Here is a 15,990-nt window from a genome sequence, read left to right as displayed (position 1 = left end):
GGAACCGACCCCGCCGTCTCGGGTCGTGCTCGCAGCGCCTCAGCTCACGACGTCGGCGACCTGCACCGGCCGTCGCCCAGCGGGCGCATCAGTCACCGGCGATGGCCTCCTCGGCCGCCAGGGCGTCCTCCACGGCCTGCTGGAGCTCCGCCTGGGCCTCGCCGTAGGCAGAGAAGTCTCCCTCCTCGAGGGCCTGCTGGGAGTCCTGCATGGCCTGGTTGGCGCGGTCGAGGGCGTCAGCCAGCTGCTCCTCCGGAGAGCCGGTCGGCGCATCCTCCACCGTGGGATCATCGTCCTCGGTGGCCTCGTCCTCGTCATCCTCGGTGGTGGCGTCCTCGTCGGTCGGAGCCGGGAGGTCCTCGTCCTCGGCGGGGACGTCCACATCCTCGTCGACGGCTTCACCCTCGACGCCGGCACCTTCGGCCACAGCAGCACCGGCGTCTCCGCCGAAGACCTGATCCAGGGCCTCGCCCAGACTGTCCGCGAAGCCGACCTCCTCACCGAAGGAGACCAGCACCTTCCGCAGCAGCGGGTAGGCGGTGGCACCGGTGGACTGCACGTAGACCGGCTGGACATAGAGGATGCCGTCACCGGCCGGCAGAGTGACCATGTTGCCGTTGATGACCTCAGAGGCACCCTGACGGAGCAGGTTCAGCTCCTGAGAGACCACGGAGTTCGAGTCGAAGTTCGCCTGCGTCTGCCCCGGGCCGGGCACTGCCGTGTCACGCGGGAGCTCCAGCAGGTGCAGACTGCCGTAGTCGTCCGCCTTCTCCCCGTCCTCTCCGGTGCCGGCATCGCCGTTGGCGGCCAAGAAGCCGTAGAGCACGTTGCGCTGCTGGGCGCCTTCAGTGATCTGCGGGATGAACGTCGAGGTCAGCGAGAACTTCGGCTCGTCCTCCCCCGGCATCTGCAGTGTCATGTAGTACGGCGGCTGCTTGACCGTTCCGTCGCCCTGGGTCGGGTCGTCCGGCACGGACCAGGCGTCGTTGTTCTCGTAGAACGCGCCCGGGTCGGTCACGTGGTAGCGGCCGAGCAGCTCACGCTGCACCCGGAACATGTCCTCCGGGTAGCGGACGTGGTCCATCAGCTCCGCACTCATCTCCGAGTACGGCTTCAGCGAGTCCGGGAAGACGTTCTCCCAAGCCTTGAGGATCGGGTCCTCGTCATCCCAGGCGTAGAGGTTCACCGACCCGTCATAGGCGTCCACCGTGGCCTTGACCGAGTTGCGCATGTAATTGACCTGACCCGAAAGGACCGGCCCCTGGGTGAGCGCGTCGGTGGTGGCCGCCTCCAGCTGCTGCTGCATGGAGTACGGGAAGTTCGCCGAAGTCGTGTAGCCCTCCACGATCCACTGCACCCGGCCGTCAACGATCGCCGGGTAGATGTTCTGGTCCACGTCCAGGAACGGGGCGACCTTCTCCACGCGCTCACGCGGGTGACGGTCGTAGAGGATCTGCGACTCCTCATTCATGTCGCCGGAGAGCAGGATCTCCGGGGACTGGAACTGGATCGCGTAGATCACCCGGTTGAGCAGGTTCCCCACCGAAGGGCCCCCGTCACCGGAGAAGGTGTAGACCGTGTCCGCATCCGAGTTGCCCGAGGCCGGACGGTCCAGCTCCATCGGCTCCGCTCCCTCGGGAGCGCCCACGATCGAGAAGTCGGTGGTGTTCTCACCGAAGTAGATGCGCGGCTCGTAGTCCTCGTCACTGGCCAGCTGGCCACGGGTCGGGATGTCGCGCAGGGTGAAGTCCGGGCGCCCCTCAGGGGTCACCGTGGAGGCGTTGGCCGCCACCAGACCGTAGCCGTGGGTGAAGATCAGGTGCCGGTTGACCCAGGAGGCGTCGTCGGCCACGTTGACCTCACGGGCGGCGATGACGGTGTCCTCTCGCTCCCCGTCCACCTCATAGCGGTCGAAGCTCAGCGTGTCGTTGAACGCGTAGTACTGACGGAACTGCTGCAGCTGGCCGAAGGAGGCCGAGACCAGGTTCGGGTCCAGCAGACGGATGTTCTGCGTGTTGGCCGCATCCTCGGCGAGCGCGCCCTCCGCGGCCCGAGTCTCGGCGTCGTAGTCGTCCTGGGTGATGTCGTCGAACCCGTAGGCGAAGCGCGTCATCTCCATGTTGCGCTCGATGTAGGGGCTCTCCAGGGTGCGCTCCGACGGGCGCACCTGGTACTCCTGCACCAGGAACGGGTAGATGGCCCCACCGACGATCGCGGTGACGATCAGCATGGCCGTGCCGATGATGCTGAACCGCCAGCGGCCGGTGATCGCGGTGACCAGGAAGATCCCGGCCACCAGCACCGCGGCGACCGCGAGGATGGTCTGCGCGGGGATGACCGCGTGGACGTCCGTGTAGAGCGCACCGGCCCAGTTGCCGTCCTGGCTGGTCAGGGTCGCGTAGCGGTCCAGCCACCAGTTCACGCCCTGCAGCAGCACGAAGATCGCTGCGGTGACGGCGATGTGCCACCGCGCGGCCTTCTCGACGACGAACTTGCCGCTGGGCTCGATGCGGATCCCGCCATAGAGGTAGTGGCAGATGATGCCGGCGATACCGGCCACCAGCACCGCCGAGATCAGGAATCCGTTGATGAAGCCCAGGAAGGGCATGGTGAACACGAAGAACGCGAAGTCCAGGCCGAACTCCGGGTCGGTCATGCCGAACGGCTCCTGGTTGAAGAACAGGAGCACGTCCTCCCAGGCGCCGGAGGCGGCGGTGCCGGCGAAGAAACCCATGAGCGCCGGGAGCCCGATCATCAGCAGCCGACGCATGGAGGTCAGCGTGTTCTGGTACCGCTGGATCGACTCGTTCATCTGCCGGTCCAGCGTCTGCGGTCGGCTCCGGAAGGCCAGGAACAGACTCAGCCAGACGAGGAAGCCCATCACCACGAATCCTGCGGCGAAGATGGCCAACCGACTCAGACGCTCGGTCCAGAAGATCTCGGAGTAGCCGAGCTGGTTGTACCACATGATCTCGGCGTAGAAGCCGGCGAAGATCACGAATGCGCCGATCAGCACGGCGATGATGATGATCGTCAGCGTCAGTGCCGACGGGCGGCGCGGGCCGGTGCGCTCACTGCGCTGCGGCCCTCCGCCCCCGCCGCCGGAACCTCCTCGGTCAGAGCCGCCGTCGTCGGAGCCGCCCGAGCCGAACAGGCCGGAGCCGCCGAAGGGGTTCGTCGAACCGAATCCCTGGGAGAAACTCACATCTACCCTCTCTTCGTCCCGGTCCGAACCGCCGGTGCGCGGCTCGGGTCGGGACGCTGTGCTGTTGTGCTGGTCTGCTGGTCTGCTGGTGGACTGCTGAACGAGTCAGCCTGCCCGTCTGTGTCCTGCGTGGTCTGTGTTCTGCGTGGTCTGTGTTCTGCGTGGTCTGTCCTCTGTCGCGGCTGTCACTCGGTGGACCGGATCGCCCGCGCCGCCTCAGCTCCCGCAGCTCTCGCGCGCGTCGAGGAACGCCGTGTCCTCATCCCTGACGGCCTCGACCACCTGTCGGGCTTGGTCCACGTCATCGACGCCGTGGACCTCCAGCCCCCGGGGGACTCGACCGTCCAGCTCCGCGCAGTTGTCCCGCGGGACGAGAAAGTGCTCCGCCCCGGCATCACGGGCTCCGACGACCTTCTGAGCGATCCCGCCGATGGGACCGACAGTGCCGTCCGGATCCACGGTGCCGGTGCCGGCCCAGTCCTCCCCTCCGGTCATCGACACCTCGGTGAGGTGGTCGATGATCCCCAGGGTGAACATCAGCCCGGCGCTGGGCCCGCCGACGTCCTCCAGCGTGATCTCGACCTCCAGCGGGAAGTCGAACTCGCCCTGGAGCAGGATGCCCACGTAGTAGTCGCCGTCGGCCTCCTGATAGGTGGGGACCTCGACCTCGAGCTCCTCACCGTCCCTGGACACCGTCAATTCTACCGGTTGACCTGCGGCATCGTTCACCACCTCACGCAACCCCTCCACCCCGGTGACCGACTCCCCACCGGCTGCGAGGACCTCATCGCCGACCTCCAGCACCGCAGTGGTGCCGACGTCGGCGGCCTGGGGGGTGAAATCGATGACGCGCAGCCGCTGGCTGTGCTCGATGCCGAGCGCCTCCAGGGCCGCCGCAGTGGCCAGATCCTGGGAGCTCGTCATGGCCGCGGTGTTCATCTGCCGCACCTCGTCGGCGGTGGTGCCGGAGGGGTAGACGAGCTCCTGCGGCATGACGTCGACGCTGGGGTCCACCCAGCCCCGGATCACCTGCGGCACGTAGACGGTGGAGGTCGGTGCCCCATTGACATAGACGGTGGTCATGCTCAGCGCACCCTCGGTCGGGTGGGTGTCCTGCCCGGAGATGCTGATCATCGGCTCGTCGCCGATCTCCCCGATGGTGTTGAAGACCGGCCCGGGAGCCTCGGTCAGATAGGGCGCCGGAGTGGCCAGCAACGTCGCCCCGAGCGCGACCGCACCCACACCAGAGGCCAGCTGTACCGTCCGGCGCAGCGTCCACGCATGCCCGGAGCCGCCGTCGTCCCCTCCGTGTTCCGGGCGCAACGGCGCCGACGGGTGGTCCGGAGGTGTGAATCGTTCAGTCATAGTGATCCGGGCCATTGTCTCATCACCGGGGGACGACAGCTAACCCGGTCTTCCCCCGGCAGGAATCCTGCCGGATCGGGAGGCTTCCTCCCTGCGCGAACTGCCTGCCCCCTGCACAGACAGCGTCAGGCCCGCCGCAGTACTCTTGAAGGTCCAGACCCATGCGGATCGATCAGTCAGGGAGCAGCTCATGAACGCCGACGATTCCGGACGCCGCGGCGGAGACCGCGACGACGAGGGCCGCGAGGAGAACCAGGGCGGCGAGCCTCAGGACCCCATGGAGGCGATGTTCCGTCAGCTCTTCGGCGGTGACACCGGCCAGGACTCCTCGGCTGCGGGGCAAGGCCCCTCCATCGGTTTCACCGGAACCCCCGGACAGGGCGGGCCCCAGCTCCCGGAGGGCTTCGACCCCGCCCAGATGGGACTCCCCCCGATGGACCCGCAGATGATGCAGCAGATCATGGGCCAGGTGCAGGCCATGTTCTCCGCGATGCAGTCCTCCTCCGAGGAGGACCGTGAAGGACCGGTGAACTGGTCGATGGCCAAGCAGGCGGCCCGCCAGGCCGCCGCCGGGGATGACCCCAGCGTCTCGCCCGCCGAGGGTCGCGCCATCGACGAAGCGCTGCGCCTGGCAGACATGTGGCTCGACGGCGCCACCGGCTTCGAATCGGTGGGGCAGATCGGCAAGGCCTGGTCCCGCGCCCAGTGGGTGGAGGAGACCTTCGACGCCTGGCGTCGACTCACGGAGCCGGTGGCCGAGTCGGTCGCTGAGGCGCTCTCCGGGGCGATCAAGAGCCAGCTCGATGAGCAGGGCTCCGGGATGCCTCCCGAGATGCAGGCGATGATGGGCGGAGCCGGCTCCGAGCAGATCAGCGGGATGATCCAGTCGATGGGCGGGATGGCGTTCGGCATGCAGCTGGGTCAGGCCGTCGGCACGTTGGCCAAGGAGGTGCACTCCTCGTCGGACATCGGGCTGCCGCTGGCCGGTCAGACGATGGCGCTGCTGCCGAAGAACGTCGAGGAGTTCAGCAAGGGCCTGCAGGTGGACAAGCAGGAGGTGCTGCTGTTCCTGGCCCTGCGGGAGGCCGCCCGGATGCGGCTGTTCGCCCGCTGCCCGTGGTTGGAGCAGGATCTGTTCAGCGCGGTGGCGCAGTACGCCGCCGGCATCCACATCGACATGGGCAGGATCGAGGAGGCCGCCTCCCAGATCGACCCCACCAATCCGGAGGCCATGCAGGACATCCTGGCTCAGGGGCTCTTCACTCCGGAGCGCACCCCTATGCAGGAGGCGGCGCTGCGCCGCATCGAGACCACCCTGGCGCTGGTCGAGGGCTGGGTTGACGACGTCGTCTCCCAGGCGGCCGAGCATCTGGAGTCGCTGCCGGCATTGCGCGAGACGCTGAACCGTCGCCGCGCGGTGGGCGGTCCCGCCGAGGACACCTTCGCCGCACTGGTCGGACTGGAGCTGCGGCCCCGCCGTCTGCGCGACGCCGCCGCTCTGTGGGCGCACCTGCGGGAGAGCTCCGGCATGGCGGGCCGGGACGAGGTATGGTCCCACCCGGACGTGCAGCCCACTGAGGAGGACCTCGACGACCCCCAGGGCTTCCAGACGCGCCAGTCGGAGCGAGCGGCCGAGTCTGCTCGGATCGATGAGGAGCTGCAGAAGCTCCTCGACGGCGGCTACGACGGTCCGGACGGCGCCGAGGACACGCCGAGCAGCTCCGACTGAGCTCGACACCCGCAGTCGGCCGACGGCGGGACGAGATGCGAACTGATCGCGCCGGTGGCGGCGTCGATGTCCAGCACCGCGTCCATCAGCGCCGGGAGCCGCTGACCCGCCAAGAGCTCCTCGAGCTGCAGGGCCGCCACGTGGGCGCACAGCCCCGACACCAGGGGCCCCGGGGCTGGCTGGTCGACCCCGGAGGCCTCCGAGGCGACGCCGCGGAAGCTGGCCCGGCCGTCATGTGACGGCACCCCACCTCCACCGTGCCGGTACCCGTGCAGGCATCGGGGGCAGGGCGCCGGGCCTGCTGCGGCCACCATCGGCCCGACCTGCGCACCGTGGCCCGTCAGGCTGATCGGCAACACGTGGGCGGTCTCCCCCAGGCAGGCCTCGAGCTGCCCGCGGTCGGGCCACCCCGCGGCTCCGGTGCGCACCAAGACCTGCACGTCTGCTCCCTGAACGGCCCCTTCGGGCGGACATTCCACCACCGAGGTGCTCCCTGCCGGGTCGCCGAGCAGGTCCGTGAGGACCGCGGCCCGGCGACGCCCTCGATGGAGGGGGCGCAGGTGCTCTCCCTCGTCCTGCTCCGAGACCGGGGTGCCGTCGCGCAGCACCAGGGTCCCCACGGACCGCGCCACCAGCAGTTCGGCCAACCGGGCTCCGCAGTCGCTGAGACCGTCGATCAGCACACTGGACAGCCCCAGTCGGACACGGCGCAGCTCCGCGGCCGGGACCCCGTCGTCGCGTTCCAGCACCCCGTCGCGCCAGAGCTGCTCCACGATCGCCGGGGCGACGGCGATCGGGACCCCGGCGGCCAGCGTCTCGGTGGCGGCCAGCAGCGCCTCGGCGTCGCCGTCGAGCAGCACGGACCCGGCTCCGGACTGCAGGCGCACAGTGGTCGGGTCCAGCACTGTGGCCGTCGCGTCCGGGGTCAGCCGATACATCGGGGCGGGACTCGGGGCGGGACTCGGCGCGGGGCTCGGCGCGGACCGCCTGGAGGGCGGTGTGACAGAGGGCGTGGCGTCCATGGAGCCATGGTGGCAGACCCTGCCGGCACCCGTCCGGGGTTTTCCACAGGCCTCGGGGTAGACTCGTCGCCGCCGGTGCGCAGGCCGTCTCCGCACCGGCGCCGACTCCCCGCAGCCAGCACCCCAGCAGGCACTCCCGCCAGTTCACCAGCCAGCTCACCCGTCAGCACTCGAGGAGGTCCGATGCCTCGCCGCTCGCCCCGACACGGCGCTGCCGGCCCTGGAAGCTCCAGCGGATCGGGTGCCCCGATGTCTGAGCAGACCATCACCGTCGACGGGGACGAGGTGCTGATCATCCGCTCGACCCGTCGGAGTCGCACGGTGACCGCCGACCAGGTGGACGGCGTGCTGCGGCTGCGGGTCCCCGCCCGGCTCAGCCGCGCCCAGGTGGACGAGCACGCCCGCGCGTTCCAGCAGAAGCTGCGACGCCGCGCCGATCGGCGCCGACGCAGTGACGACGAGCTGATGCGCCGGGCCCGGGAGCTCTCCCGGGAGCATCTCGACGGCGTGCCTGAGCCCACCTCCGTGGTCTGGTCGGACCGGCAGACGACCCGATGGGGTTCCACGACCTCCACCGACGGGTCCATCCGGCTGTCCTCCCGGCTGCAGGAGATGCCGTTGTGGGTCCAGGACGCGGTGCTGGTCCATGAGCTGGCGCATCTGATCGAACCCGGCCACGGGCCACGGTTTCAGGCGCTGGTGGAGCGATACCCCCGGACCCGGGAGGCCGACGCGTTCCTCGAGGGAGTCAGCTTCGGGTGGAACAATCCGCACAATCCGCAGTGAGAAGCGACCGCTGAGTCACCTCTGCCGACCGAGGTCCCGCTGACCCACCACGGCTGACCCACCACGGCTGACCCACCACGGCTGACCCACCACGGCTGACCGTCCCCAGTAGGCGGCTCAGGCCTGGCGCGCCTCGACGGCCTCGGCCAGCACCGCCTTGAGCGCCTCGCCGTGCTTCTCCAGCTTCCGCTCGCCCACCCCGGGGACCTCGAGCAGCTCCGCGTCGGTGCGGGGCAGACGTTCGGCGATCACCTCCAGCGTGGCGTCGGTGAACACCACGAAGGCCGGCACGTCGAGCTCCCGGGCGTGGGTGGAGCGCCAGCTGCGCAGCCGTTCGTAGAGCTCCTCGTCATAGCGTGCCGGGCAGTCCTCACAGCGTCGCCGCTTGACCTCAGTGCCGGTGGTCAGCACGGTGCCGCAGCCGGTGCAGGTCGCCGTCTTCTTCTTGCGCGAGTTCGGGTTCACCGTCCCCGACGACGGCGCAATCCGCCGGGTGGGCTCCTCCAGTCCGAGTTCGCGGCGCAGCGGGCGCAGGAACCGCGACGGGCTGCGGCGGCCGCGGCCTCCGGAGTGCCGAGACTGGGCCGAGGACATGTACAGGTGTCTGCGAGCGCGAGTGATACCTACGTAGAGCAGCCGGCGCTCCTCGTCGACCTCCCGCTGGGTCTTCGCGAAGGTGATCGGCATCAGGCCTTCGGTGAGGCCGGCCAGGAAGACGGCATCCCATTCGAGTCCCTTCGCAGAGTGCAGGGAGGCCAGGGTGACACCTTCCACAGTGGGGGCGTGCTGGGCGGCGGAGCGCTCCTCCAGCTCGCCGATGAACTGCCGCATGGTCAGTGTCTCTCCGAGGCTCTGCCGGGTGGAATGGAGCTGATCGGCGAGGCCGACGAGCGCCGCCATCGACTCCCACCGTTCGCGCACCGCTCCGGTGCCTTCGGGCGCCTCCCGGCGCCAACCGTGGGAGGAGAGGATGTCCCGCACCGTCTTGGGCACGTCCTCGCCGTCCTCCTCCACCAGGGAGGAGGTACGCAGGGCCGCCAGCGCCTCCCGGACCTCGCGACGGGAGAAGAACCGCTCGGAGCCGCGCAGCTGGTAGGAGATCCCTGCGGTGGCCAGCGCCTGTTCGAAGGCCTGGGACTGCCCGTTGGTGCGGTAGAGGATCGCGATCTCGCTGAGCGGGACCCCCGAGTCCCTCAGCGCGCCGATCTGTTCGGCGATCCAGGAGGCTTCGGCGTCGTCGTCGCTGTGCTGCGTCAGTGACGGGGTGGGGCCGTGCTCACGCTGGGAGATCAGCCGCAGCGGGTCCGGCCAGGCCGGAGCCTGCTCTCCCTGGGCCTGCAGCTGGGCGCGGATCTTGGCCTGTTCGCGGGTGCGGTCGGCCAGCAGCACGTTGGCCAGCTGCACCACCTGCGGAGTGGAGCGGTAGTCGCGGACCAGGCGCACGACCTTGGCCTGCGGGTGGCGGCGGGTGAACTGAAGCAGGTGGTCGGGGGTCGCGCCGGTGAAGGAGTAGATGGTCTGGGCGGCGTCGCCGACCACGCAGAGCTCCTCCCGGCCGCCCAGCCACAGGTCCAGCAGGCGCTGCTGCAGCGGGGAGACGTCCTGATACTCGTCGACCACGAAGTGCCGGTACTGCTGGCGGACCTGCGCGGCGACCCGCTCGTCGTCCTCGAGCATGCCCACAGTCAGCAGCAGCACGTCCTCGAAGTCGATCAGGTGCTTGTCCAGCTTCACGTCCTCATAGGACTGGTACAGCTTGACGAAGGTGCGGTGGTCCACCCCTCCGGGTTCGGGGCGATGGGAGGCCAGCTCCAGGTAGGAGTCGGGGGTGAGCGTGGAGACCTTGGCCCACTCGATCTCCGAGGCGAGGTCACGCAGGGCGGCACGGTCGGTGGTGATGTGGAGTCGGCGGGCGGCCTCGGTGAGCAGGCGGACCTTGTGGTCGAGGATCTCCGGCATCGTGCCGCCGATGGCCATCGGCCAGAAGTACTGCAGCTGGCGCAGTGCGGCGGCGTGGAAGGTGCGGGCCTGCACGCCGGGGGCGCCGAGCGCACTGAGCCGCGAGCGCATCTCTGCGGCGGCGCGGGCGGTGAAGGTCACCGCGAGCAGCCGGTGGGGGTCGTAGACGCCGGAGCGCACCCCGTAGGCGATGCGGTGGGTGATGGCGCGGGTCTTGCCGGTGCCGGCCCCGGCGAGGATGCAGACGGGCCCGGTGAGCGTACTGGCGGCCTCGCGCTGCTCGTCGTCGAGCCCGTCGAGGACCGCCTCCGGAGCCTGAGGGTCGGACGGGGACGAGGTCATCGCGCTCCTCTGCTCCAGATGTCGACGTCGGGCAACGTGCCACCGTACCAGTGTTCGATCAGCGCCCGGGAGATGGAGGCGCGGCTGGGGATCCCCAGGTGCCCGGCGGAGACCTGTCCGTGCAGCTCGGCTCGGGTGAACCAGCGGACGTCGCGGATCTCGTCCTCGTCGGCGCGGGCGACGGCGTCGCGGGTGTGGGCCAGGTAGCCGAGCATCAGCGAGCGCGGGAAGGGCCAGGCCTGGGAGCCGATGTACTCCACCCGCTCGACGGCGGCTCCGGCCTCTTCGGCGACCTCACGGACGACCGCGTCCTCCAGCGACTCTCCGGCCTCGACGAAGCCGGCGAAGGTGGAGTACATGCGGGCGTCCCAGCGGGTGGCCGAGCCGAGCAGCAGCCGGTCGTCAGGGTCGACGACGGCGGTGATCACCGCCGGGTCGGTGCGGGGGAAGTGCTCGGCTCCGCAGGCCGAGCACTGCCGCATCCAACCGGAGCTGCGCACCTCGGTGGCGGCGCCGCAGCGGGGGCAGAAGGGAGAGCTGGCGTGCCAGTTCAGCACGGCGGTGGCCTGGGTGAGCAGCTCGGCGTCGAGGGGGTCCAGATGAGCTCCGACCCTGCGCAGGTCGGCCCACCGGATGGGTGAGCGGCCGGCGGGACCGTCGGGGTCATCGGGTGCGTCGGAGTCGTCAGAGCCGTCAGAGCCGTCGGAGTCGGTGGTGCGGCGGCTCATCACGCCGCTGTCGGCGTGGCCGGATCCCGACGGTGAGGGGGCGTCGTCGTGCGCCGCGCCGGGTGACGGCACGGCCACCAGGTGTCGCGGACGACCGTTCTCCGCGGTGATCTGCGACCCCAGGTAGACGGCCCCCTCGGGGAGCTCGCCTTCGGGGGTGCGCATGTCGAGATGGAGCCGAGGGTGGCCGGACCTGCCGGTACGGTCCCGAACCGGTGCGCGGCCGTCGTCGAGGAGCAGCACCCGGGTTCCGGCGGTGTGCCACACCTGGGTGAGCCAGTCGGGATGTTGACGTTCCTGGTCCCGACGGTCGATGCGTGGCCGGGTGGGCGGGAGGTCGAGGACACCGGGTGCGGACTGCATGGATCTACCGTAGCGCTCACCGGTGACCTCGAGGACGGGCTGGATGAAGTTCCGGAACACGGCGTGCCCTAGCGGTCCAGGAGCATCAGGAGACCATACGCTGGTGACCGTGCGATGGACATCGATGGAACTGGCGGCGCTGGCCACCGCAGCCGTGCCGGGGCTCTCCCCGAACGGTGTGGCCGCCGTCGCCGACGACGCCCGCGACTTCACCTCGGCGATCGTCATCGATGCCGAGGGCAACAGGTGGCGCGTCCGCTCCCCGCAGCACCAGGAGGCCGCGATGCGGCTGGAGACGGAGCTGCAGGTGCTGCGCGGCTTCTCCACAGCGATCCGCGCGGAGCTTCCCTTCCGCGTGCCGTCGGTGGCGGGAGCTGTGCGCCGCGGGGAGATGCGCACTTTCGTCTACAACCATCTGCCCGGGCAGGCTCGCGAGTTGGAGCAGCTGGCGGCCAGCGGGCCGGAGGTGATCCGCGACGTCGGCCGCACCATTGCCGCGATCCATGATCTGGACGAGTCCGTGGTGGACCATGCCGACCTGCCCCGCTATTCAGCCGAGCGGTTCCGTCAGCGGCGGCTCAACGAGCTCGACCAGGCGGCGACCACCGGTCAGATCCCGTCGTCGCTGCTGCGCCGCTGGGAGCACGCCATGGAGGAGAAGGAGCTGTGGGATTTCACCCCGTCAGTGAGTCATGGCGATCTGCACGAGGACAATCTGCACGTCGAGGGTGAACGTGTGGTGGCCGTGACCGGCTGGACCGATCTGCACATCGGAGATCCGGCGGATGACTTCGCCTGGCTGGCCGCCGCCCCGGACCCTGACTTCGCCCAGGCGGTGCTGACCTCCTATCAGGAGCACCGGCAGGGCCCCCGTGACCCGCATCTGATGCGCCGGGCGGCGCTGACCGCTGAGTTCGCCCTGGCGCAGTGGCTGGTGCGCGGCCATTCCACCGAGAACCAGGAGATGGTCGACGAGGCGCTGAACCTGCTGCGCCAGCTCGAGCAGGACATCGAGGCGCACGGGGGACAGCCTATCTCGCTGACACCGGTCCAGGGTGAGGAGCCCGCTGGCGTGCGGGACTCGCGCCCGGTGGCCCGTGCCGGTGCCGCCGCCACGGTGGCGGACACCGGAGAGTGGGCCGAGTCCGGTGCCGATGACCATGAGCCGGCGGTGATCACCGATGCCTCCGCCGATGAGGCGACGGATGACTCCGACGAGGCTTCCGCTGACGCCGCCAGCGCGGGGTCGGGTTCCGCATCCGGCGTTGCGTCGGGTGAGGAAGCCGGCGACAGTGCCTCCCTTCAGGAGGCGACGCCGTCAGCGGGTGCTGCGGCGGATCCTGCGCTCGACGACGACACCCCGACCGGGCAGTTCCCCGCGATCTCCCCCGGATCAGATCGCGGCTCTGCTCCCGACGCCTCCTCCCCGGCGTCTGCCGGGGCCGCCGCGTCGGCCTCCGGCCCGGCCGTCTTCCATCCCTCGCCGGCATCGCCTGCGGACAGCGGGCGGGGCGGCTCTGGTGGCCACCCCGCCGAGGGGGCCACCGGCGAGATCCCGCCGCGGGTGGACGACTCCCATTTCCTGGGTGAGGACGACACCCCCACCGGGGCGATCTCTCCAGTGCCCGAGCGCGGCTTCGCTGAGGCGGGGCGAGCCGAGGGGGGAGGTCCCGGATCGGGGTCCCTGCCGATCGTCGCCGATGCGGAGTCGGAGAAGCGAGCCAAGCAGAAGAACTTCTTCCCGGCCAGTTCAGCGGACAGCGCCAGGTCAGCCGACAGTGCGAAGTCCGCCGACAGCGCCCGGTCCGCAGGAAGCGCCGGCTCGGCTGCCAGCGCGCAGACCGGCTCACATCCGACGGTCTCTCCGCCGGAGGCGGCGGGTGAGGCCGCGGACGACGTCGACGGTGCCGGTGACACCACTGGTGACAGTGACGCAGCACGTGACGCAGCACGTGACGCCGCAGGCGACGCCGAGTCCAGCACGTCCGGGGCAGCGGATGCCCAGGGGGTGCCGTCGTCGGAGTCCGCGACCCGGGACTCCATCTACAGCGCCTACCCCGGCCTGCGCCCACCCGGCTCCTGACCGCGGCACCAGGTCCTTGTCTGTGAGGGCTGCTGCGCTGGCTCGCTTCCCCTGGGCCAGCGCAGCAGCCCTCACAGCGCAGGCCCACAGCTCGGTGGTGACCTCGCTCGCCCGCAGGATCGGGCGGCTCTGTGACAGCAATCTCCTTGGAAGCGGGGAATGTGACGGGCCTCGGCTGAGTTGTCGTCTGCGTGTTCAGCACGCCGGTGTGCTCTCTTCTGATGAACGCTGACCTGTCTCCCGCGCCGCCCTCGGCGTGCACACCTGATCGACGAGGGGATTCTCTGTGCCGACCTCCGCCCGTACATCCCAGAGCCAGCCCACCGACCCGACCACCGGTGAGGTCCCCCTCGTGACGGAGGATCCGCGGCTCTCGCGCCGGCAGATCGCCATCGCGATCGTGGCGCTCTCGCTCGGCGGCTTCGCGATCGGTGTCACCGAGTTCGCGATCATGGGCCTGCTGCAGGAGGCCGTGGCGGATCTGGAGATCACCATCCCGCAGGGCGGCCATCTGATCAGTGCCTACGCGCTGGGGGTGGTGATCGGCGCCCCGCTGCTGGCCCTGCCCGGAGCGACCCGGGAGCGGCGGAGGTACGCCCTGTTCCTGTTGGGGCTGTTCATCATCGGCCACGGCCTGAGCCTGGTCGCGCCGAGCTACGAGACGATGCTGGCGGCCCGGTTCATCTCGGGGCTGCCGCACGGGGCCTACTTTGCGGTGGCTGCGCTGATGGCCGCCCAGATGGTGGGACCGACCCGCCGATCGAAGGCGATCTCCGCAGTCCTGGGCGGTCTGGCGATCGCCAACGTCATCGGGGTCCCGGTGGTGACCTGGGTCGGCCAGCAGTTCGGCTGGCGGTGGATGTTCGCCATCGTGATGGTGCTGGCGCTGATCACCATGGCGGCGGTGGCGACGTTCGCGCCCACGCAGCGGCCCGCGAAGCACGCCTCGATCATGGGCGAGCTGAAGGGCCTGCGGTCCCAGAAGCTGTGGTTGGGGGTGCTGCTGGCCGTGGTGGGGTTCTGCGGCATGTTTGCCCTGTACTCCTACATCTCCCCGGTGATGACCGATGTGGCCCTGTTGGATGCCCGCTACCTGCCGTATGTGGTGGGGCTCTACGGGGTCGGCATGGTGGTCGGCAACTTCGCCGGAGGATGGGCCTCGGACAAGTCCGTGATGGGCACCGTGGTCATCTCCATGACGCTCATCGCAGTATTCATGGTGATGTTCGCCTCCACCGCGCACGTTCCCCTGCTGGCAGTCCTGTTCCTGTTCCTGGTGGGATGCTCCGCGTCGGCGTTGAGCCCCGCGATGCAGACGTATCTGATCGACTCCGCTCCGAAGGCGCCCCAGGTGGCGGCCTCGCTGCACCATTCGGCGTTCAACGCCGCCAACGCCTTGGGCGCGATCATCGGTGCGACCGTCATCGATTGGGGATGGGGACTGCGCGCCCCCAGCTATGTGGGAGCCGGCGCGGCGGCGATCGGTGTGCTCATCGCCGGGTACATGATTGTCCTGAGCCGGCGGGGGTCTGCGCGCAGCTGAGCGTAGCCCTGGATGTCTGGCCGTGGCGGGCCCGTGGCTCGCTCAGCGGCTGAGGGCCGGCTGAGGCTGGCATCGCGGGCAGAAGTAGACCACACGGTCTTCCTGTGCGGCACGGCGTTGGGCAGCCTCTCCTGACGTGGCGCGCTCGATACGTCCTCGGCAGCGCAGGCAGGGGCTTCCCCCTCGGCCGTAGACCCACAGGTCAATGCCGCCACCGGGGGTGCCCGTGGTGCAGCGTCGAGGGCGCAGCTTGTTGATGTCCAGGAGGCGGTGCGCGATCGCCAGGACACGCTCCAGGTCCGGGACGCTGCGCACGGGTGTCTCCGGATGGATCCTGGCGAGGAAGCAGATCTCACTGCGGTACACGTTCCCGACGCCGGCCAGGTTGCGTTGGTCCAGCAGCGCGACGCCGATGGCACGCTCCGATTGGGCCAGCAGACGCCGCTGGGCTTCGTCTGCGTCCCAGTCGGGGCCGAGGAGGTCCGGGCCCAGATGGGCGAGATGAGCTTCGGCTTCCGCCGGTGTGAACAGGTGCAGCTCCCCCAGGGAGAAGCCGACCGCCTGATGGTCAGCGGTGGTGAGGACGCAGCGAGCCGTGTGGCCGGGACGCCGCCATCGGGGCCTCCCCTGGGCCCTCGGGTAGACGTGCCAGGCGCCCTCCATCTTCAGGTGGGAGTGGATCACGGTGTCTGCGGTGTGGATCAGCAGATGTTTGCCCCGGGCCTGGACGTGATCGACAGTCCGCCCGGAGATGTCAGCGGCGGCGAAAGTGGGGACCCGGAACTCGGTGACGAGCAGAGTGCCGCCGGCCAGCGCCTCATGCAGGAGCGCGGCCTCGCGGTAGATGCTGTCGCCTTCGGGCATG

At 69.8% G+C, this 15,990-nt stretch carries 10 protein-coding genes; 4 read left to right on the top strand and 6 right to left on the bottom strand.

The features are described from left to right. Positions 1-88: 88 nt before the first annotated feature. Positions 89-3,205 (bottom strand): UPF0182 family membrane protein, encoded by a 3,117-nt coding sequence (locus ACYVKI_RS02130; RefSeq protein ID WP_460688695.1) that lies wholly within the window; start codon positions 3,203-3,205, stop codon positions 89-91. Between the two features lie 216 nt (positions 3,206-3,421). Next, a complete protein-coding gene (locus ACYVKI_RS02125) occupies positions 3,422-4,570 on the bottom strand; it encodes a YlbL family protein (RefSeq protein WP_460688694.1) in 1,149 nt (382 codons plus the stop codon). Between the two features lie 190 nt (positions 4,571-4,760). Here ACYVKI_RS02125 and ACYVKI_RS02120 point away from each other — a divergent pair, with 190 nt between their 5' ends. Continuing rightward, a complete protein-coding gene (locus ACYVKI_RS02120) occupies positions 4,761-6,299 on the top strand; it encodes a zinc-dependent metalloprotease (protein WP_460688693.1) in 1,539 nt (512 codons plus the stop codon). Here the strand turns inward: ACYVKI_RS02120 and ACYVKI_RS02115 are convergent. Further along, a complete protein-coding gene (locus tag ACYVKI_RS02115; protein ID WP_460688692.1) occupies positions 6,251-7,237 on the bottom strand; it encodes a TOMM precursor leader peptide-binding protein in 987 nt (328 codons plus the stop codon). The genes ACYVKI_RS02120 and ACYVKI_RS02115 overlap by 49 nt on opposite strands. A gap of 333 nt (positions 7,238-7,570) precedes the next feature. Between ACYVKI_RS02115 and ACYVKI_RS02110 the strand changes: the two genes are divergently transcribed. Then, entirely contained in the window at positions 7,571-8,107 is a 537-nt protein-coding gene (locus ACYVKI_RS02110; RefSeq protein WP_460688691.1) for a M48 metallopeptidase family protein, read from the top strand. 117 nt (positions 8,108-8,224) lie between these two features. On the opposite strand, the gene ACYVKI_RS02105 is transcribed toward ACYVKI_RS02110, so the two are convergent. Then, entirely contained in the window at positions 8,225-10,408 is a 2,184-nt protein-coding gene (locus ACYVKI_RS02105) for an ATP-dependent DNA helicase UvrD2 (RefSeq protein ID WP_460688690.1), read from the bottom strand. Continuing rightward, complete coding sequence (nudC, locus tag ACYVKI_RS02100; protein WP_460688689.1) at positions 10,405-11,499, bottom strand: NAD(+) diphosphatase; 1,095 nt, start codon at positions 11,497-11,499, stop codon at positions 10,405-10,407. Before nudC ends, ACYVKI_RS02105 begins: the two co-directional genes overlap by 4 nt. Before the next feature lie 109 nt (positions 11,500-11,608). On the opposite strand from nudC, the gene ACYVKI_RS02095 reads away from it, so the two are divergent. Further along, positions 11,609-13,582 carry a phosphotransferase gene (locus ACYVKI_RS02095; RefSeq protein WP_460688688.1) on the top strand — a complete coding sequence of 658 codons (1,974 nt, stop codon included), beginning with the start codon at positions 11,609-11,611 and terminating at the stop codon, positions 13,580-13,582. 352 nt (positions 13,583-13,934) lie between these two features. Further along, positions 13,935-15,125: an MFS transporter gene (locus tag ACYVKI_RS02090; RefSeq protein WP_460688687.1), complete on the top strand. Its 1,191-nt coding sequence runs from the start codon at positions 13,935-13,937 to the stop codon at positions 15,123-15,125. Positions 15,126-15,167: 42 nt separating this feature from the next. On the opposite strand, the gene ACYVKI_RS02085 is transcribed toward ACYVKI_RS02090, so the two are convergent. Further along, complete coding sequence (locus ACYVKI_RS02085; protein ID WP_460688686.1) at positions 15,168-15,989, bottom strand: Fpg/Nei family DNA glycosylase; 822 nt, start codon at positions 15,987-15,989, stop codon at positions 15,168-15,170. Position 15,990: the final 1 nt, after the last annotated feature.

It is taken from the genome of Nesterenkonia suensis, from assembly GCF_054782935.1.
Note: the sequence above shows the minus strand (reverse complement) of the source record. Positions and strands in the feature narration are given on the sequence as shown.

What these genes read in the sequence shown, in the direction of transcription:
- ACYVKI_RS02125 (WP_460688694.1), bottom strand. Translation starts at nt 4,570, where the DNA reads ATGACTGAACGATTCACACCTCCGGACCACCCGTCGGCGCCGTTGCGC.
- ACYVKI_RS02120 (WP_460688693.1), top strand. Translation starts at nt 4,761, where the DNA reads ATGAACGCCGACGATTCCGGACGCCGCGGCGGAGACCGCGACGACGAG.
- ACYVKI_RS02115 (WP_460688692.1), bottom strand. Translation starts at nt 7,237, where the DNA reads ATGTATCGGCTGACCCCGGACGCGACGGCCACAGTGCTGGACCCGACC.
- ACYVKI_RS02110 (WP_460688691.1), top strand. Translation starts at nt 7,571, where the DNA reads ATGTCTGAGCAGACCATCACCGTCGACGGGGACGAGGTGCTGATCATC.
- ACYVKI_RS02105 (WP_460688690.1), bottom strand. Translation starts at nt 10,408, where the DNA reads ATGACCTCGTCCCCGTCCGACCCTCAGGCTCCGGAGGCGGTCCTCGAC.
- nudC (WP_460688689.1), bottom strand. Translation starts at nt 11,499, where the DNA reads ATGCAGTCCGCACCCGGTGTCCTCGACCTCCCGCCCACCCGGCCACGC.
- ACYVKI_RS02085 (WP_460688686.1), bottom strand. Translation starts at nt 15,989, where the DNA reads ATGCCCGAAGGCGACAGCATCTACCGCGAGGCCGCGCTCCTGCATGAG.